Origin of the sequence: Lebetimonas sp. JS138, from assembly GCF_000523335.1 — a bacterium.
GTDB lineage: Bacteria > Campylobacterota > Campylobacteria > Campylobacterales > Nautiliaceae > Lebetimonas.
Genome location: NZ_ATHT01000001.1, coordinates 859,595 through 876,913 on the forward strand (window position 1 = coordinate 859,595; position 17,319 = coordinate 876,913).

The window sequence follows — 17,319 nt, forward strand, 5'->3', positions numbered from 1 at the left end:
CAAGAAGCCAAGTACCAAATTGCTAAAAAGCAAAGTGAAAAATGATAATGAAATAAAGGAAAGAAATGTTAAAAGTAGATAAAGTTACAAAACAGTTTGGCGGGGTCGTTGCTATAAAAGATGTAACTTTTCATGTAAAACCGACAGAAATTTTTGCATTGGTCGGTCCTAACGGAGCGGGTAAAACAACGCTTTTTAATATAATAACTGGTGCTTTTTCCCCTACAAGCGGCAGGGTGTTTTTTAAAGACGAAGAGATAACAAGCTTAAAACCAAATGAAATTGTTAAAAGAGGAATTGCAAGAACTTTTCAAAATATAAGACTTTTTAATTCCATGAATGTTTTGGAAAATGTTTTAATAGGCTTTCATAATCATATTGAATATAATTTTTTTGAAGCAATTTTCAGATCTCCCAAATTTTTTAAACAGGAAAAAGTTCATAAAGAATTGGCTATGGAGATTCTTGAATTTTTAGGAATTGAAAAATATGCCTATGTAAATGCAAAAGCTTTAAGTTACGGTAATCAAAGAAAAGTAGAGATAGCAAGGGCACTGGCAACAGAGCCTGATTTACTACTTCTTGACGAGCCTGCGGCGGGAATGAATCCAAAAGAGACAGACGAACTTGCCGAAACCGTTTTTAAACTGAGAGAAATTAAAGAAAAAACAATTCTTTTTATTGAGCATGATATGAAATTTGTCCAAAAAATAGCCGACAGGGTAATGGTTTTGGATTACGGAAAAACAATTTTTGAAGGAAAGCCTGCCGATATGATGAAAGATGAGCAGGTTGTTAAAGCATATCTCGGAAATATTGAAGTATAAAATAGTGAGTGGTGAAAGCCTGCCCGGCCGCTTGTAAAGCGGCGGGGTGGTGAGTATATAAAATGATAAAGGATAGTGATGTTAAAAGTTAAGGGATTAAAAGTAAAATATGGAGTAATTGAAGCTGTCAGAGGAATTGATTTTAATGTAAAAGCCGGAGAAATTGTTACTATAATAGGTGCAAACGGGGCAGGAAAAACATCCACGCTTAACGCTGTTTTTAATTTGGTAAAAAAAGAGGGAAATATTCAATTTGTTGAAGGAGATATCTCAAAAATACCGACACATCAGATTGTAAAAAGGGGACTTGCTTTAGTACCCGAGGGCAGGAAAATATTTATCAATTTAACGGTTGAAGAAAATTTAAAAATCGGCGCCTTTTTAAATGATGAGAATTTTGAAAGGCTGAGGGACGATATGTATAGACTTTTCCCGAGACTTAAAGAAAAAAGAAATAATTACGGGGGAAGCCTGAGCGGAGGTGAGCAGCAGATGCTTGCAATCGCCAGGGCATTGATGAGTGAACCTAAAATGCTCGTGTTGGATGAACCGAGCCTTGGGCTTGCTCCTATTATTGTAAAAGATGTGTTTGAAATATTACATAGATTAAATAAAGAAGAAGATGTGACAATTCTTCTGGTTGAGCAAAACGCCGGTGCCGCACTTAGAATTGCAAACCGCGGATATGTAATGGAAAACGGCCTTTTGGTTATGGAAGATGAGGCAGACAATTTACTTCAAAGTGATGAAATTAAGAAAAAATATTTAGGAGGATAGTATTTCCCCTATTTTTTTCCTCATTCCCTTGCTCATTTTCATATTATGATATGCCCATGAAAGATATTGAATATCAATCTCGGCCACATCTTGAATTAACATACCTTTATATTTACCGACCCCGAATCTGTATTCCGGCTCAATATCCAGATTTTCCAAATGGTGTTCTATGGAATATTTTACATCCGGATCAAGGTCTGTAAGACTCAGCATATATTCTATATAATCAGGGTCTTTTATCAATATGTCCCTTATATTTTCATATTTATATTTTCCCTGGTAAAATTTGTCATATAAAACCGGTTTTTTTGTAAGCTCTATTAATTCATCAACTGTTTTATCAAATTCTTTTACTAAATACTGCAGCAGTAAGCCTAAAACAACGACATCCCCCAGTGCATCGTGAGCATTGATTTTGATATTGTATTTTTCGCATATTTCTTTTTCTTTTTTGTAAAGTCCAAGGGCATATCTGTTGTATTGAAGTGAATATTTACTCTCTTTTATCAGATGTTTTAAAATTCTGAATGTGTCTATTACCTGAAAAAACGGGTTAAACCCTTCTTTTTTAAGCATTTCCAAATCAAATTCGGCATTATGAATAACAACTACATTTTCAGGAGAATTTAGTTCTTTTAATCTTTTATATACATCTGTAAATTTTAATTTGGGTTTATCTTCTATCATTTCATTTGTAATATGATGAACAGCCATTGCCTCAAAAGAAATAGGTATCCCGGGATTTGCAAGGGTGTCGTGAATTTCTTCTATTTCAAGATTTCTGTTCATTACAAGAAAACTCAGCTGAATTATTTTGTCTTCTTCCCTGTTTCCTGTTGTTTCCGTATCAAGTATTATTATTTTCATCCAGTTCCTTAATTAACGGTATTTTTATGGAATATCCCTCCTCATGATTTTCAATTTCAAAAAAATTTGATTTTATTCTTTTGAAAGGGGGCGTAACTATGTCAATTTGGGCCAGAGGATATTTTTTAGCATCTATTTTTATATATTCCCCCACAAGTATTTTTGATGTTATTTTAGCTTTTTTAGAGTTTTCCAGCATTTCAAAAATGATATTTATCAGCTCTTTTTTGTTTAAATAAATTTCAGGAATTGAAGGGTCGTAAAAAGTGGTAATTTGAATATTCTTTAATTCCATATAATCTTTTACAAATTCAAGAAGCATTGAAAATTTTACTTTTTCAAGATTATTGAGAGTTATATTTTTTTTATCTGTATTTATAAAAAACCTAATACCGAGTTTTTCTTCATAAAAACCGATTGAATAGCCGTTAAATTCAAACTTGTCAAATTTTACTAATTTAAACTCTGTTTTTATACCGTCTTTTGGAGCATTTTTCAGCGCAAATTCAAATACTTCTTTTTTATTTATATAAGAAAGAAATATTTCAGCTTCCTGATTACAGTAAACAATATTTGATTTGTAATCAAATATTATCAAAGGGTTTATATCATATTCACACCAGAATTTAAACATTTAAAGCCTTCATTTTTTTTGTAAGTGTGACTCTGTTGATTTTTAATCTTTCAGAAATTTGAAGTTTGGAATGGTATTTTTCTTTCATAGCGCTAAAAAGTATTTTTTCAAATCTGTTTATTTCTTCTTCATATGTCGAATGTTTTTCTTTTAAATATTCTTTTAAAATTTTGTAAATTTCTTCCATGCTGGGTTTAAGGAGCTCTTTATAAACCTGTTTTTTAAGTGAATTTAAATTTTCACTGATATCAGGATTTTGAATTTTAATTTTTTTATCAATTTTAAGTTCTTCTTTTGCTTTTTGTAAAAAATATTCCATAAAAAATTCTATATCTTCAGGATGCTCAGTTAAGGGCTTCAATTCAATTTCAAAAGCAAAATATTTTTTTAATATTGCTTTGTCCATAGGCTTTTCTCCTGTGGCAATTAATATGGGGATATTTTCATAAAGCATGGGATTTTTATCAAAATTTTCAATAATGCAGGGATAATTTGTATTTATTTTATTGATAATTGCATTGGGTGAAATATATTTGGCAAGAGTTGTCTTTCCGACACCTTTTTCTCCCCAGATATAAACGCTTAAATTAAGTTCCCTTGACATATCCGCCAGATTTTTTATTTTTGTTAAATATTCAGAGTTGGCTAAAAACATTTACACCTTTTTTAAAAAATTATAACATATTTTTCTTTTTTATAAAAAAAGCCACACTGCTCATCATTAATGCAATTCCTATAAAAAGATATAAAGAATTAATCATTTTTTCAGGATAATTAAGGGATATTTTAAATACAAGCATTAAAACTTCAATGGATAAAGCAATTAATATTGAAATAATAAATTTTACAAATGTTTTAAATTCCATCTCTTCTTTTTTATAACTTTTAAAAAGTACCCCTTCAAGAAACGTTTTTGCTAAATCAAAAATTGCTACTGCAATAGTTATATATATAATTGGTTTAAAAAAATCCATAATTTCAAGGTTGTGTATATGGGTAAGTACTTTAAATAAAGAAAAACCGAGCATCAAAAAAGCAAACAGTGCCATTAAAATACCGCTTAAAAAATAAAAAGACGATGTAAGTCTGTCAAAAAAAGGGTGAATTTCAAGCAGTTTGAATCTCTCAAGCAGTTTTTTTACATTAAAATCTAAAAAAATTAATTTATTGTTTTCCTTTTTTACTAATGTTATGCATAAATTTCCTGTAGCTGAACTTTTATAGGCTTCAGAAATGGCAAAATCGGTATTTTCAAATTTTTCCAAAAGGTAATCCCTTTTTATGTTTTTTTGAGAATTGTCAGTTCTGTTTCTGTAATAATTTGGTGAAATTTGAATTTTATTGCTTGTATCGACAACATAAACCAATTCCAAAGATTTAAATAAATCAAATAGTTCTTCGAAATTATCTTTTTCGAATTTTATCAAGGAATTGAAATTTTCGACAGTGTTTTTCAAAAATGATTTTATGTTTTCTTTATTATTGTTGTAAATTTCAATTAACTCATTCATAAGTTGCCTTTTTACAAAATAAATGATAGATAAATACAGGGGTCCCCAAAAAACCGATAGGTTTTTTGGGGTTAATTATAAGTTAAAACCTTTTTCTCCGTGGATTGTAGCGTCAAGACCTTCAACTTCTGCTTCTTCACTGACTCTGGCTCCCCCTGTAAGAAGACTTGATACTTTTAAAACAATTGCTGTCATTATGGCTGTGAAAATAATAGTTACAGCAACTGATTCCAATTGTACTATCATCTGTCCCAATCTGTCTCCGTGGTCATGCAAAGGACTTCCTGCCCATGCCAAATCTTTAAGAGCAAACAGTCCTGTTGCAAGTGCACCCCAAAGACCTGCGATAAAGTGAACACCGAATGCATCAAGTGAATCATCGTATTTAAATATTTTTTTAAGTACTGTTACACCGAAAAATCCAAATACGCTTCCGCCTATACCTATTATCAAAGCACCTATTACACCGACAAATCCGGCAGCCGGTGTAATTGCAACAAGTCCTGCCACAGCACCGGAAGCTGCACCAAGTAATGTAGGTTTACCAAATTTGATGTAATCTAAAATAATCCATGTAACTGCTGCTGCTGCCGCTGCAAAGTTTGTCATCAAAAATGCGCTTCCAGCAACTCCGTCGGCTGCGAATTCACTTCCGGCATTGAATCCGAACCATCCGAACCAAAGTAAAGATGCGCCGAGTGCTGTTAAAATAATACTGCTTGGCATCATTTGAGTTTTAGGATAACCTTTTCTTTTACCTATCATAATAGCTGCAACAAGCCCTGCAAGACCTCCGTTCATATGAACAACTGTTCCACCGGCAAAATCAAGTGCACCTGCGTTATATAAAAATCCTCCTCCCCATACCATATGGGCAATAGGAGCATAAACAAATGTTCCCCAAAGAATTACAAACACCAGCCATGTTGAAAATTTAGTTCTTTCAATTATACTACCGCTTGCAATTGCCACTGTAATTGCGGCAAAAGTTCCCTGGAACGCAACAAACACATAACTCGGATAACCGCTGCTTTCCAAATCGTTATATCCTATTCCGTTAAGGAATATATGTTTTAAACTACCGATAATTCCTGCGACATCGTCCCCAAAAGCCAGAGAATATGCCCAAAACACCCAGACTACCGTTGCTAGGGCATAAGCTGTAAAGACCATCATTGTTGTATTTAATGCGTTTTTAGCTCTTGTCATACCTGCGTAAAACAGTGCAAGCCCTGCCGGTGTCATAAGCATAACAAGCGCAGTTGCCGTCATCATCCATGATGTATTTCCAGAATCAAGTGTAGGCTCACCTGCAAAAGCCAGGCTTGCCAGTCCCAAAATAGATAATATTCTAAACAGCATCACTTCCCCTTTCCCCTGTTCTTATTCTTATAGCATCTTCCACAGGCAGGATAAATATTTTTCCATCTCCGATTTTTCCTGTTCTTGCATGGGTTTGAATAATTTCAACCGTTTTTTCCAGAAAATCGTCATTTACAAAAATTTCAAGTTTTATTTTCGGCAAAAAATCGACAACATATTCCGCACCTCTGTATAATTCAGTGTGGCCGTGCTGTCTGCCGTGACCCTTTACTTCACTTACAGTTATACCTGTAATTTCAGCCTCAACCAAAGCCTCTTTAATTTCATCTAATTTAAAAGGCTTTACAATTGCTTCAATTTTTTTCATAGCTCCTCCTTTATTTTTTACATTGAAAGTGTAACAATTTTTTTGTAAGAGTTTATTCTTTAAATTGATTAAATTTTAATCAATTGGTGTAAAGAAAATATTAAATTAAGATGAATTATATCTTTTTTGACATTTTTTTTTAATTTGATAAAATCAAGCAAAAAAGGAGGGTTTATGCTTAAACCAAAAAGAGACGATGTTAATATGAACAGCGAAGAATTTAAAACTGAAGAAGAAAAAACAAAAAAATTTGTTGAAAAAGTTGTAAAACAGTTCGGGTGGTGTATAACTCCGGATAAAGAAGTTTATGATGCCATTGTTATGGGGCTTACAAGAAATAAATTAATGTTTGGAAAAAGATACTGTCCTTGTTTTATCCCTATGGGTGATAAAGAAGACAGAATCTGCCCCTGTAAACCGGCAATTGACCACGAGGTAGCGGAAGGGTGCTGTCACTGCGGAATTTTCTGTAATCCGGATAAATGTGAAGAAATGAAAAAGGGAATGGATGAAAAATAAAAATATTTTAAAAAAAACCCAGATTTTGGGAGATGAACTGGTTGAATTGTTAAACGCCAGAAAAAATAAATTAATAGATTTTGAACTTATTGATATTAGAGAGCCGTTTGAATACAAAGAGGCAAAAATAAAAGGTGTCGACAGACTGCTTCCTATTACAAATTTTCAAAATGATATGAAAATATGGAATGATTTAATAAAAAATAAAAAAGATTTTATAATTTATTGCAGAAGCGGGAACAGAACTTCTTATCTTCAAAATTATTTAAAACAAAAGTTTAATATAGATGTTCCCCATTTAGCACAGGGTATTATCAATTATCCTGGAATTATTGAAAAGGACAAATAATTAAAAGGAAAAATATGTTTTTAAATAAGGCTTATGAAATTGTGAGAAAAAGAGATGAAAAAATAAATAAATATTTTAAAAAATGCCCGGATGATATAAGGGCATTGTTTGAAGAGATATTAAAAACACTGAACCTGGAAATAAATGAGGATAATTTAACTGCCCTTAAAAAAAGATTTTTTCATTTAAGGGAAGATTCTCTTATAAATCTTTTAAAAAAAGCAAAATTGAATGAATCGGAAATAAAGGAAATTCAGCTTGATTTATACGAACTTACCAAAAATTTCTGGATAAAAGAGCATGAAAAACTTATAAACGAACTTTCACCTTTTATAGGGCCTTTTTATACTGAACTTTTAAGAGGTGTGCATAAAATAGGAATTGCTTTTTCTGCATGGCAGCCAAAATGGACAAAACATATTATTCATACAGTTAATGAAGAGCTGTCTTTGGAATTTGCAGGCGACGAGGCAAAAGTGATGGATTATTTAATTGAAAATGATTTACTAGATAAAAAAACGGCAGACAGAAGTTACAGTGTTTTGGTAAAAACCAAAAACGGATATGTGGTCAAAACATACGCAGAGGTTTTTGAAGAGGAAGTAAATGAAGCTGTTAAGGCGATAGACGGACTTATTTTAGCTCTTGAAAAGCTGGAAAATGAAAAAAAAGCCGAATGGATTTTGTATTTTAACGCCCTGAAAACGGCGCTTCTCGAAAAAAATAGAAAAGAACTTATTAAAAGATGGGCAAATGTGGACAGAATCTGGATGGATATAGATTCCCCGATTCAGGTAGGTCATCCGCTTGAATATTATGAGGATAAATTCCGTAAAGCCGTGGCGCTTGAGCTTGATGTAAGGATTCAAAACCCGAATGTTAAAAGCAGAGTAAAAGATAATATTGTTAAAATGTATAAAAAACAGTGCACTGATGAAAATCTTTTAGAAAATGCCATAAAAAATATTGAAAGAACTAAGCTTTTCATTTCAACACCCGCTCTTTTTTACGGAGCTGAGTTTAACGGACTTTTTTCAGCCCAGGTTGTTCCAAATGATGAGGGTGTAAGTCGTGAAAAAGGCAAAAAAATATTTGCTTTTGTAGATAAAGTTTATGAAGATATTAAAGCTAGACCAAAAATGCTTCTCAGTTATGAAATTTTAGGTAAAGAATTTATGGATAAGTTTTATAAAAACTTAGAAGATAAAGAAAAATTTGTAAAAGTTTATGACATTACAACAATAGGCCATGAATTTGGGCATATTTTATGGGTGGATGAAGAGAGCGAAGCTAAAATGAATAAAAGCGGTATGTTTAAAAATATAGAGGAATTTAAAGCAACAACAGGCGGACTGATGGCGTTTTTTGAAAATGAAGAAAAAGAATTGGCCGAATCTGTATTGGAAGATACAATAAAAAGGGCTGTTGGATTAATTTCCTGGATGGAAGTTGACGAGGTGCTGCCTTATTATATTGAAGGGCTTATTCATTTAACCGGGCTTTTTGAAAATGAAGTAATTAAATTTAACGGTAAGAATCTGGAATATAATTATGAAAATTATGAAAAACTTAAAGTTTGGTATAAAGATACCTATTTGGATTTGGCAAATCATTATATTGAAAAAAAAGATGCAAAAGAATTTTTGGATAAAATTGTTTATAAAGATAAAAATTATTATCCAATAAATAAAAAAGCGAATGAATTTGTAAAGTATTATTATCAAAGATACAGAGAAATCGGAGAAAGGATCTATAAAGATTAAATTTTGGGCAAAGACGAATTATTTTTCGTCGTATGCCCCTTTTTTAGCCATCCATCCGAGATATACAAGAACAATCCCGTCCATTAAAAAACTGACCCCCACGATTATCCCTACTGTAAAAAATGAACTAAAAGGCCAACCGATTACTAAAATAATTCCCAAAATGAAACTTAATGCCCCGTTTAGCAAAGAGAGCCACCAACCACTTAAAGGTTTTAAATCAAGGGCTATACCGAAACTTGCAAATGCGTCAAAGAAAAAATATGCCGCAAAAAGTATTGCCACTGCTGCTACGCCGCTTCCGGGCCAGATTAAAAGTAAAATACCTGTAATTAAAAGCATTAAAGCCTTAAACCAAGCACTTAAACTTTTTGTATGAGCCTTAAATGTGGTATATAATTGAACCAGTCCCGCGGCTAAAAACAAAGCCCCTAAAAATATTACAAATGCTAAACTTCCGGCAACTGGTTTAATAATAGCAAGAATACCTGCAATTGCCATTAAAATACCTGCAATTATTGAAAGAGTGCTAAACTCTTTGAGCTTTTCTTTATCTATAGTATTGATAAACATTTCTCTCTCCTTAAAATTTTTATAATTATATAACTTATTTTAAGATAAGTCAATAAATTTTAGTAAAAATAACTCAATATCCTTTAAAATTCTTCATTAAATATACTTTGTATGTTCTATTATAATCCTGATATAAAGGAACGTTTATAATTTTAATCAGTTTTAAATTTTGAAAATACTTTTTAGCCTGATTTTCTTTTGTAATATAAATATAACTTTTCCCAGTTTCAGGTTTTGTGTCCATATCATACTGGTTTTCTATTTTTCCGCTTGAGTTAAACATTACAGAATTAAAGACATTTGGTCTTAAATAATAAATCATTTCAGCCATAATCACCCTATCATCAAACATAAGAGGATAATTATATTTTTTAATTATGGGTTTTAGTCTATCAGCAATTTCCCTCCATCCTAAAACTCTTTTGAACGGGTCTGTTTTTGAAGTTAGTGTAATATTTAAAAGTTTAGCAATGTCATGATAATGGTAAAATAAAATTGCTGCTGTTAAATTAATAGCTATTCCTATTTTTATTAAATTAATTTTATTTTTTTCAATTAAATAAGCAATTACTAAAACACTTCCAGCAATATATGTAGCACTTGCCCAGTTTGCAAAAGCCCTTGTTAAGAATGCCTGCAGGGAAATTACTCCTAAAAATACAAATGCAAAAGAATAGAGAAGTTTATATTTGCAGTTTTTAAAATAAGGCTTTATTAAAAGATAGAGTAAAACTCCAAAAAATACAGGTCCAAATACACCAAATTGAGTTAAAATAAAATTTAACAGATGTTTTGGATGAAAAAGTTTTCTGTCTATTTCGCTTATATCTTCTATATGATCAAATGTTATAAAATTATGATGATAATTCCATATTAAATTTGGAAGATAAATGGCTGCTGCAATAACCATTGCTATATATAAATTTTTTTTCTTAAATTCTTCTTTTTTGCATAAAAAAAGATAAATTACAACACTTAAAGTAAATAAAATCATATTATATTTGCTAAGTAATCCAAATCCACCACTAATTCCTGCAATTATCCAATAAATTAATTTATCTTCTTTTATTGCTTTTATAAAAAATAGAAGTGTTAAAGAATAAAAAAATAGTAAAACACTATCTGTTGTAATAGCCATAGAATAAAAAGATACAAAAGGCATTGTAATAAAAGTGATTCCTGAAAAAAAAGCAACTTTTTCATCAAATAACTCTTTTGCAATTTTAAAAACAATAATTGATGTTAGGAGATATAAAATAAGTGCAGGGGATTTTATACATATTTCACTATCACCGCAAATTGTTGAAGCTAAATGAATAACCCATGCAATCATAGGGGGTTTTGAATAATATCCAAAATCGAGATGTTTTGACCATCCCCAGTAATATGCTTCATCCACATGTAAATCAATATTTACATGATATAAAACAAAAAGTCTGTAAAGTGTTAGTAAAAGGGCAAAAAGAAAAAAGTTTTTAAAATTATATTTCATCAATTGCTAAACCTTCAGTAGGTAGCTCTTCAACAAACCAAGGGAGTCCGTTTTTATTTAGTTCATACATAAATGGTCTTGCTGGAAACTCTTCCATATTTTTAACTCCTGCACTAAACCACTCTTTTGTAGCTATCATTTTAGCTCCAATCATTGCAGGAACCCCTGTAGTATAGCTTACACACTGAGCTCCAACTTCTCTAAAAGCACATTGATGGTCACATATATTATAAATGTAATATCTTTTTTTCTCACCATTTTTATATCCGGTTGCTATAACTCCTATATGAGTTTGTCCTTTTGTTCTAGGGCCTAAGCTTGCAGGGTCTGGCAAAACTTTTTTTAGAAATTCCATTGGAGAAATTTTGCAGTTTTTACAAACTTCAATTGGCTCAATACTTGTCATTCCCACATTTTGAAGAGCTCTTAAGTGCCAGAGGTATTTATCAGAAAAAGTCATAAAAAATCTAGCTCTCTTAATTGAAGGGAAATTTTTAGTAAGGCTTTCAAGCTCTTCGTGATATAAAAGATAACTTGGATATTCTCCAACTCCTCTATAATTCCATTTAAAGCTAATACTCATTGGTTCAATTTCTCTCCACTCTCCATTTTCGTAATATTTTCCTTTTTGTGTAATTTCACGGATATTAATTTCCGGGTTAAAGTTTGTAGCAAAAGGATATCCATGATCTCCCGCATTACAATCAAGAATATCAAGATATTCTATTTCATCTAAAAGCTCCTGTGTAGCAAAGGCTGTAAATACATTTGTAACTCCTGGGTCAAACCCGCTACCAAGAAGAGCCATAAGGCCTACTTTTTTAAAATCATCATCTTTTGCCCATTGAAGTTTGTATTCAAACTTGGCCTCATCAGGATGTTCATAATTTGCAGTATCTACATAATGAGCATCTGCTTTTAAACAAGCATCCATTATTGCCAAATCCTGATAAGGAAGCGCAACGTTTAAGACAATATCACTGTTTGTTTCTTTTATTAGTTTTGCAGTAGCTTCCACATCCATTGCATCAATTTCAGCTGTTTTAACTTCAACTCCAAGGCGATTTTTAATATCTTTTGCTATTTTATCGCATTTAGATTTTGTCCTGCTAGCAAGCACAATATTTTTAAATATGTGGTTATTCATCGCTGCTTTAAAAGTGGCAACCCTGCCAACTCCTCCAGCTCCGATTATTAGTAAATTACTCATTTTATCTCCTTTTTCTTATTTTGAAATTCTTTTGTTTAATATATCTTTATGCCATAAAGGGGAATCAACTTTTTCTAAAGAAAAGTTTTTCTTCTAAATTTATCATTTTATCTCCTTGATTTTAATAGGAAGCCCTTGTTGTTTCATTTCTTCAAAGAAGGCTAAAGCATCAAATTCTTCTACATTGTGTACGCCCTCACTCCACCATATTTTTTTAGCCATTAATTTACATCCAATAATTGCAGGCACTCCTGTTGTATAACTTACACAATGTGCTCCTGTTTCTTTAATAGCTTTTTCATGCTCGCAGATGTTATAGATATAGTATTCTTTTTCAATGCCATCTTTTTTACCTCTTACAATTACTCCGATATTTGTTTTACCTTTGTAGTTTATAACAAGCTCCTGTGGGTCAGGCAGTATTTTTGCCAGGAACTTAAGAGGTGAAATGCTGCAGCCTTCACAAATTTCAATAGGTTCAATACTGAACATCCCTATATTTTTTAAAGCATTAAAATGATATAAATACCGGTTGCTGAAACACATATAAAATTTTGCACTCTTTAAATTTGGGAAATGTTTTACAATACTCTCAAGCTCTTCATGCCATATTAAAATGCTTGTAGCCTCCCCGCATTCCGGATAATTGTGTTTAGTCTGTATTTCAAACGGTTTTGTTGTATGCCATTTTCCATTTTCCCAGTATTTACCAGGCAGGTTAAGCTCTCTAAGGTTAATTTCAGGGTCAAAATTTGTGGCAAATGCCCTTCCGTGGCTTCCGAAATTACAGTCATATATTTCAATTTCTTTCAATTCATCCAGCAGGTAATCAGCCGCATATTTAACCATTATAGAAGTAACTCCCGGGTCAAACCCACATCCAAGAAGTGCCATAGTATGAGCTTTTTTAAAATCTTTATCTTTTGCCCATTGCAAATTATAATAAGTATCTGGATTATCTTCACTCTCAGCTAAAGCTGTATCAAGATAAGCTGTGCCTGTTTCAATACAAGCATCCATAATAGGCAGGTTTTGATAAGGAAGCGCCACATGGCAGACAATATCAATATTTTCTTTTTTTATTAATTTCACTACATTTTCTTTTTTATTTGCGTCTAATTCGTAAGTTTTTATTTCAATACCGAGCTTTTCTTTAATATCTTTTGCAATATCATCACACTTACTTTTTGTTCTGCTTGCAAGCACGATATTTTTAAAAGTATCTTTGTTTTTAGCAGCTTTAAAAGCAGAAACCCTTCCAACTCCACCGGCTCCAATTATTAATAAGTTTGCCATCATCCTCCTTTTTTCAAATTATATCATTTTTCAAATAACATTTTGTTATAATTATGAAAATTTCTCTTATTCAGCAATACTTTCAAAGGAAATAAAAAAGATACAATCAATCATACTGTTGAAATGATAAAAAAATCAAACGGAGAGCTTGTTATTTTGCAGGAGTTGCATCAAAGTGAATATTTTTGTAAAAATGAAGATACTAAATATTTTGAATATGCTGAGAGTTTTGAAGAGGATATTAAATTTTGGGCCGAAGTTAGCAAAAAAGAAAAAAGAGTATTAGTTACAAGTCTTTTTGAAAAAGTAATGGATGGGATTTATTATAATACGGCGGTAGTTTTTGATAGAGGGGAAGTGGTTGGAAAATACAGAAAAACACATATTCCAGATGACCCGGGATTTTATGAAAAATTTTATTTTACTCCAGGTGATTCAATAGAGCCAATTGATACCAGTGTTGGAAGACTTGGGGTATTAGTTTGTTGGGATCAGTGGTATCCAGAAGCTGCAAGGATTATGGCACTTAAAGGAGCTGAAATATTGATTTATCCAACGGCAATAGGCTGGCTTATGTGTCCTGAAGATAGAATTGATGAGCTTTGTGAAAAAGAAAATACAATTGAAGAAAAAGAAAAAATGCTAAATGCATGGATAAGTGTCCAAAGAGGACATGCTGTGGCAAATGGTGTTTATGTGGCAGCAGTTAATAGAGTAGGAAAAGAAAGAGACCCATCAGGCGTTTTAGGTGGGATTGAATTTTGGGGAAACAGTTTTGTTTTCGGGCCTCAGGGAGAAGAAATTGTAAGAGGCGGTATGAATGAAGAGATAATTGAAGCCAAAATAGATTTAAAAGCTGCACGTGAAGTTAGAAAAATATGGCCGTTTTTTAGGGATAGAAGAATAGATATTTATAATTGTATAAACGGGAGGTATTGTAAATGAAAGTTGCACCAAGTATTTTAAGTGCAGATTTTGGCAGATTAGCTGATGAGGTAAAGGCGGTATGCGAAGCGGGCGCAGATTATATTCACTGCGATATAATGGACGGGCATTTTGTACCGAATATGACGATGGGACCTATGATAATTGAAGCGGTAAAAAAGACTGCGAGCGTGCCGCTTGATATACATTTTATGGTTGAAAATATTCCTTTTTTTGTAGATATGTATAAACATTTAGAACCGGAATTTATAAGTTTTCATGTAGAAGAGGAAAAACATATAAACAGGGTTATTCAAAAAATAAGAAAAGAAAATATCCGTCCGGCAGTTGTACTTAATCCGGCAACGCCTGTTTGTTTGCTTGATTATATAATTGAAGATGTTGACATGGTGCTTTTAATGAGTGTGAATCCGGGATTCGGAGGGCAGAAGTTTATTACGTCCACTTTAAGAAAAACAGAGGAATTAAGAGAACTCTCTGTTAAAAGAAACCCGTCTCTTTTGATAGAAATAGACGGAGGGGTGAATGGTAAAAACGCAAAAGCGCTTCTTGAAGCGGGTGCCGACATTTTGGTGGCGGGAAGTTATGTTTTTAAAAGCGGTGATTACAAAAAAGCGATCGAAAGTTTAAGGGTGTAAATGAGGGTAAAAATCTGCGGTATTACAAACTGGGAAGATGCTAAAATTTCCTGCGATGCCGGAGCTGATGCCCTTGGATTTGTAACATATGAAAAATCCCCGAGGTTTATAAGCCCGGTTGAGATTAAAAAAATAATTGAAAAACTTCCTCCTTTTGTGGTAAAAGCAGTTTTGTTTGTAAAAGTGGCGCCGGAATTTGTAAATGAGGTAATGGCTTATACAAAAGCGGATATTGCACAGATTCATTTTGAAGCTGACAAAAGTTTTTTTAAAAAACTGAACTGTAAATATTTAAAGGTTGTGAGGGCAAAAGAAAAAAAAGATATTGATAAATATGCCGGCGAATACAGGATTGTGGATGCATATGTCCCTGAATTTGGGGGAAGCGGGAAAAGATTGGCGCTTGAATGGTTTGAAACAAAAGAGAATTCAAAAATTATTTTAGCCGGTGGTCTTACTCCTGAGAATGTTTTTGAAATAGGAAGTTACGGTTTTTACGGGGTGGATGTCAGCAGCGGGGTTGAAAGCGCTCCCGGCAAGAAAGATAAAAGAAAAGTCAGGAAATTTATAGAAACAGCCAAAAAGTGAAAAGTTAAAAATGAGCTTTGCTCATCTGGCTATCAAAAGCGGCCATGATATAAAGTGTAAAGTGAAGGAAAATAATTGAAAGCGTTTGTTTTAAAAAAAATTGCCGAGAAACTTAAAAATTATAAAATTATAAAAAAAGTCTTCAGAATTGATGAGAATCTGATTTTAATGCAGTTTGACAAAGATAGATATTATTTTGATTTGACAAAAGGAAACAGCGATATTTATATAAATATTGATTATCCTCTGGTTAAAAAGTTTAAAGCGCCTTTTGATATAGTATTGGAAAAAAAATTTACAAAAGCCAAAATACTTGGCGTAGAATGTAATGAGAGAATATTGACCATAACAGCAAAAAATAATAATAATTTTAAAAAAGAGATTGTAAAAATAAGATTTGAATTTACCGGCCGTTATACAAATGCGATAATTTTAAATGAATTTGATGAAGTTATAGAATCACTAAGACATATCAGCGAAAGCCAATCAAGCAGAATTGTGAAACCCGGGGTTAAACTCAAAGAACTGCCACCGAGGGAGATAAAAGAAAAAGAGTTTGAAATTGATGATTTGGAAAATTATACAAAAAAACTTTTTGAAAAAAAATATGAAAAAAAAGTGAATGAAACCAAAAAAGTCATATTAAACAGAATTAATAAAAAGATAAAAGAGATTGAAAAAAAAATAAAAAAACTGCCGGATATTGAAGAACTGGATAAAAAAAGCCAAACCTATAGAAAATATGCGGATGTCGCTATGGCAAATTTACACTTGATTAAACCTTTTGAAAAAGAGCTTAAAACATATGATTTTGAAGGGAATGAAACAACTGTGCCTCTGCCGGAGCTTAAAAATATAAACCAGATAGGAAATTATTATTACAGACTTTCGAAAAAAGCTAAAAAAAAGGCTGAAAATATTGATATAGAAAAAGGTTTTTTAACTTCACAGCTTCAATTTTTGCAAAATTATAAAAAACTTGTGGAAAATGCAAAAGATTTAAGCTCACTGAAAAAATACCAGCCTAACAGAAAAGAAAAAAAAGAGGACGAAAACATAGCAAAATTTATGTTTGACGATTATCTGATAATGGTTGGTAAAAATGAAAAAGGCAATATTAAACTTCTTAAAATTTCAAATGCAAACGATATCTGGATGCATATAAAAAACTATCCGGGCGCCCATGTGATTATTAAAAACAATAAATTAAAAATTGATGAAAAAATATTAAATGAAGGGGCAAAACTTGCCGTAGCTTTTTCTAATAAAGATGAGGGAATTGTCGATTATACTAAAAGAAAATTTGTAAAAATTAAAGACAAGGCAAATGTTGAATATGGAAAATATTCTTCTATAAAGGTGAAATTATGAGTTTAATTGGCCAGATTACATTAATTAACCAAAACCAGCATGTCCCTTCAATCATCGCATCTGATATAATGGCAAGAGAAGTTGTTTCTAAAGAGTTGCAAAAATTGGCCTCTGCGGAAAAAGAGAGAAAAGTTGAAGAAGTAAGACCTGTGGAAGAAATTGAAAAAATAGTGCCTGATGAGGGTGAAAAAGAAGAGGTTAAAAAAGAAGCCACAAGGCATATTGATATAAAAGCATAGGTGAAAATAGTGAAAATGGTGAATAGCGAG

At 32.0% G+C, this 17,319-nt stretch carries 19 protein-coding genes and 1 pseudogene; 10 read left to right on the plus strand and 10 right to left on the minus strand.

What is annotated here, in order from left to right:
* Window positions 1-65 precede the first annotated feature (65 nt).
* Both DZ67_RS0104910 and DZ67_RS0104915 read left to right on the plus strand, forming a co-directional pair.
* A complete protein-coding gene (locus DZ67_RS0104910) occupies window positions 66-827 on the plus strand; it encodes an ABC transporter ATP-binding protein (protein ID WP_024787562.1) in 762 nt (253 codons plus the stop codon).
* Window positions 828-905: 78 nt separating this feature from the next.
* Complete coding sequence (locus DZ67_RS0104915) at window positions 906-1,604, plus strand: ABC transporter ATP-binding protein (RefSeq protein ID WP_024787563.1); 699 nt, start codon at window positions 906-908, stop codon at window positions 1,602-1,604.
* On the opposite strand, the gene DZ67_RS0104920 is transcribed toward DZ67_RS0104915, so the two are convergent.
* The 6 genes from DZ67_RS0104920 to DZ67_RS0104945 form a co-directional block, all read right to left on the minus strand.
* Complete coding sequence (locus DZ67_RS0104920) at window positions 1,593-2,471, minus strand: 3'-5' exonuclease (RefSeq protein WP_024787564.1); 879 nt, start codon at window positions 2,469-2,471, stop codon at window positions 1,593-1,595. The two genes, DZ67_RS0104915 and DZ67_RS0104920, sit on opposite strands and share 12 nt — an antisense overlap.
* Window positions 2,452-3,105 (minus strand): hypothetical protein, encoded by a 654-nt coding sequence (locus DZ67_RS0104925; RefSeq protein WP_024787565.1) that lies wholly within the window; start codon window positions 3,103-3,105, stop codon window positions 2,452-2,454. The genes DZ67_RS0104920 and DZ67_RS0104925 overlap by 20 nt, the downstream gene beginning before the upstream one ends.
* Complete coding sequence (locus DZ67_RS0104930; protein ID WP_024787566.1) at window positions 3,098-3,760, minus strand: Fis family transcriptional regulator; 663 nt, start codon at window positions 3,758-3,760, stop codon at window positions 3,098-3,100. Before DZ67_RS0104930 ends, DZ67_RS0104925 begins: the two co-directional genes overlap by 8 nt.
* 19 nt (window positions 3,761-3,779) lie before the next feature.
* Window positions 3,780-4,616, minus strand: a complete 837-nt coding sequence (locus tag DZ67_RS0104935; protein ID WP_024791807.1) for a PDC sensor domain-containing protein — start codon at window positions 4,614-4,616, stop codon at window positions 3,780-3,782.
* A 75-nt stretch (window positions 4,617-4,691) separates the two neighbouring features.
* Entirely contained in the window at window positions 4,692-5,978 is a 1,287-nt protein-coding gene (locus DZ67_RS0104940) for an ammonium transporter (RefSeq protein WP_024787568.1), read from the minus strand.
* The gene (locus DZ67_RS0104945; protein WP_024787569.1) at window positions 5,968-6,306 is read right to left on the minus strand and encodes a P-II family nitrogen regulator; all 339 of its coding nucleotides are present in this window, start codon (window positions 6,304-6,306) and stop codon (window positions 5,968-5,970) included. The genes DZ67_RS0104940 and DZ67_RS0104945 overlap by 11 nt, the downstream gene beginning before the upstream one ends.
* A 174-nt stretch (window positions 6,307-6,480) precedes the next feature.
* Between DZ67_RS0104945 and DZ67_RS09875 the strand changes: the two genes are divergently transcribed.
* From DZ67_RS09875 to ciaB, 3 genes are read left to right on the plus strand one after another with little or no spacing between them, the layout of a single operon-like run.
* The gene (locus DZ67_RS09875) at window positions 6,481-6,825 is read left to right on the plus strand and encodes a ferredoxin-thioredoxin reductase catalytic domain-containing protein (RefSeq protein ID WP_035907136.1); all 345 of its coding nucleotides are present in this window, start codon (window positions 6,481-6,483) and stop codon (window positions 6,823-6,825) included.
* Window positions 6,815-7,174 (plus strand): rhodanese-like domain-containing protein, encoded by a 360-nt coding sequence (locus tag DZ67_RS09880; protein WP_035907141.1) that lies wholly within the window; start codon window positions 6,815-6,817, stop codon window positions 7,172-7,174. Before DZ67_RS09875 ends, DZ67_RS09880 begins: the two co-directional genes overlap by 11 nt.
* A gap of 14 nt (window positions 7,175-7,188) precedes the next feature.
* A complete protein-coding gene (gene ciaB / locus DZ67_RS0104955; protein WP_024791808.1) occupies window positions 7,189-8,937 on the plus strand; it encodes an invasion protein CiaB in 1,749 nt (582 codons plus the stop codon).
* Window positions 8,938-8,955: 18 nt separating this feature from the next.
* On the opposite strand, the gene DZ67_RS0104960 is transcribed toward ciaB, so the two are convergent.
* The 4 genes from DZ67_RS0104960 to DZ67_RS0104975 form a co-directional block, all read right to left on the minus strand.
* Window positions 8,956-9,510 (minus strand): HdeD family acid-resistance protein, encoded by a 555-nt coding sequence (locus tag DZ67_RS0104960; protein WP_024787571.1) that lies wholly within the window; start codon window positions 9,508-9,510, stop codon window positions 8,956-8,958.
* A 73-nt stretch (window positions 9,511-9,583) separates the two neighbouring features.
* Complete coding sequence (locus DZ67_RS0104965; RefSeq protein WP_024791809.1) at window positions 9,584-11,002, minus strand: ArnT family glycosyltransferase; 1,419 nt, start codon at window positions 11,000-11,002, stop codon at window positions 9,584-9,586.
* The gene (locus tag DZ67_RS0104970; RefSeq protein WP_024791810.1) at window positions 10,992-12,212 is read right to left on the minus strand and encodes a saccharopine dehydrogenase family protein; all 1,221 of its coding nucleotides are present in this window, start codon (window positions 12,210-12,212) and stop codon (window positions 10,992-10,994) included. The genes DZ67_RS0104965 and DZ67_RS0104970 overlap by 11 nt, the downstream gene beginning before the upstream one ends.
* Window positions 12,213-12,314: 102 nt before the next feature.
* A complete protein-coding gene (locus DZ67_RS0104975) occupies window positions 12,315-13,508 on the minus strand; it encodes a saccharopine dehydrogenase family protein (RefSeq protein WP_024791811.1) in 1,194 nt (397 codons plus the stop codon).
* A gap of 53 nt (window positions 13,509-13,561) precedes the next feature.
* Here DZ67_RS0104975 and DZ67_RS0104980 point away from each other — a divergent pair.
* From DZ67_RS0104980 to DZ67_RS0105000, 5 genes and pseudogenes are all read left to right on the plus strand, one after another.
* Window positions 13,562-14,453, plus strand: a pseudogene (locus tag DZ67_RS0104980) (carbon-nitrogen hydrolase).
* On the plus strand, window positions 14,450-15,091 hold the full coding sequence (gene rpe, locus DZ67_RS0104985) for a ribulose-phosphate 3-epimerase (RefSeq protein ID WP_024787576.1): 642 nt from the start codon (window positions 14,450-14,452) through the stop codon (window positions 15,089-15,091). The pseudogene DZ67_RS0104980 and the gene rpe overlap by 4 nt, the downstream one beginning before the upstream one ends.
* Complete coding sequence (locus DZ67_RS0104990) at window positions 15,092-15,679, plus strand: phosphoribosylanthranilate isomerase (protein ID WP_024787577.1); 588 nt, start codon at window positions 15,092-15,094, stop codon at window positions 15,677-15,679.
* Window positions 15,680-15,754: 75 nt separating this feature from the next.
* Window positions 15,755-17,050, plus strand: a complete 1,296-nt coding sequence (locus tag DZ67_RS0104995; RefSeq protein WP_024791813.1) for an NFACT RNA binding domain-containing protein — start codon at window positions 15,755-15,757, stop codon at window positions 17,048-17,050.
* Window positions 17,047-17,289 (plus strand): hypothetical protein, encoded by a 243-nt coding sequence (locus tag DZ67_RS0105000; protein ID WP_024787579.1) that lies wholly within the window; start codon window positions 17,047-17,049, stop codon window positions 17,287-17,289. The genes DZ67_RS0104995 and DZ67_RS0105000 overlap by 4 nt, the downstream gene beginning before the upstream one ends.
* Window positions 17,290-17,319 lie beyond the last annotated feature (30 nt).

Coding starts and splice junctions, on each gene's coding strand:
- DZ67_RS0104910 (WP_024787562.1), top strand. CDS start 66: ATGTTAAAAGTAGATAAAGTTACAAAACAGTTTGGCGGGGTCGTTGCT.
- DZ67_RS0104915 (WP_024787563.1), top strand. CDS start 906: ATGTTAAAAGTTAAGGGATTAAAAGTAAAATATGGAGTAATTGAAGCT.
- DZ67_RS0104920 (WP_024787564.1), bottom strand. CDS start 2,471: ATGAAAATAATAATACTTGATACGGAAACAACAGGAAACAGGGAAGAA.
- DZ67_RS0104925 (WP_024787565.1), bottom strand. CDS start 3,105: ATGTTTAAATTCTGGTGTGAATATGATATAAACCCTTTGATAATATTT.
- DZ67_RS0104930 (WP_024787566.1), bottom strand. CDS start 3,760: ATGTTTTTAGCCAACTCTGAATATTTAACAAAAATAAAAAATCTGGCG.
- DZ67_RS0104935 (WP_024791807.1), bottom strand. CDS start 4,616: ATGAATGAGTTAATTGAAATTTACAACAATAATAAAGAAAACATAAAA.
- DZ67_RS0104940 (WP_024787568.1), bottom strand. CDS start 5,978: ATGCTGTTTAGAATATTATCTATTTTGGGACTGGCAAGCCTGGCTTTT.
- DZ67_RS0104945 (WP_024787569.1), bottom strand. CDS start 6,306: ATGAAAAAAATTGAAGCAATTGTAAAGCCTTTTAAATTAGATGAAATT.
- DZ67_RS09875 (WP_035907136.1), top strand. CDS start 6,481: ATGCTTAAACCAAAAAGAGACGATGTTAATATGAACAGCGAAGAATTT.
- DZ67_RS09880 (WP_035907141.1), top strand. CDS start 6,815: ATGAAAAATAAAAATATTTTAAAAAAAACCCAGATTTTGGGAGATGAA.
- ciaB (WP_024791808.1), top strand. CDS start 7,189: ATGTTTTTAAATAAGGCTTATGAAATTGTGAGAAAAAGAGATGAAAAA.
- DZ67_RS0104960 (WP_024787571.1), bottom strand. CDS start 9,510: ATGTTTATCAATACTATAGATAAAGAAAAGCTCAAAGAGTTTAGCACT.
- DZ67_RS0104965 (WP_024791809.1), bottom strand. CDS start 11,002: ATGAAATATAATTTTAAAAACTTTTTTCTTTTTGCCCTTTTACTAACA.
- DZ67_RS0104970 (WP_024791810.1), bottom strand. CDS start 12,212: ATGAGTAATTTACTAATAATCGGAGCTGGAGGAGTTGGCAGGGTTGCC.
- DZ67_RS0104975 (WP_024791811.1), bottom strand. CDS start 13,508: ATGGCAAACTTATTAATAATTGGAGCCGGTGGAGTTGGAAGGGTTTCT.
- rpe (WP_024787576.1), top strand. CDS start 14,450: ATGAAAGTTGCACCAAGTATTTTAAGTGCAGATTTTGGCAGATTAGCT.
- DZ67_RS0104990 (WP_024787577.1), top strand. CDS start 15,092: ATGAGGGTAAAAATCTGCGGTATTACAAACTGGGAAGATGCTAAAATT.
- DZ67_RS0105000 (WP_024787579.1), top strand. CDS start 17,047: ATGAGTTTAATTGGCCAGATTACATTAATTAACCAAAACCAGCATGTC.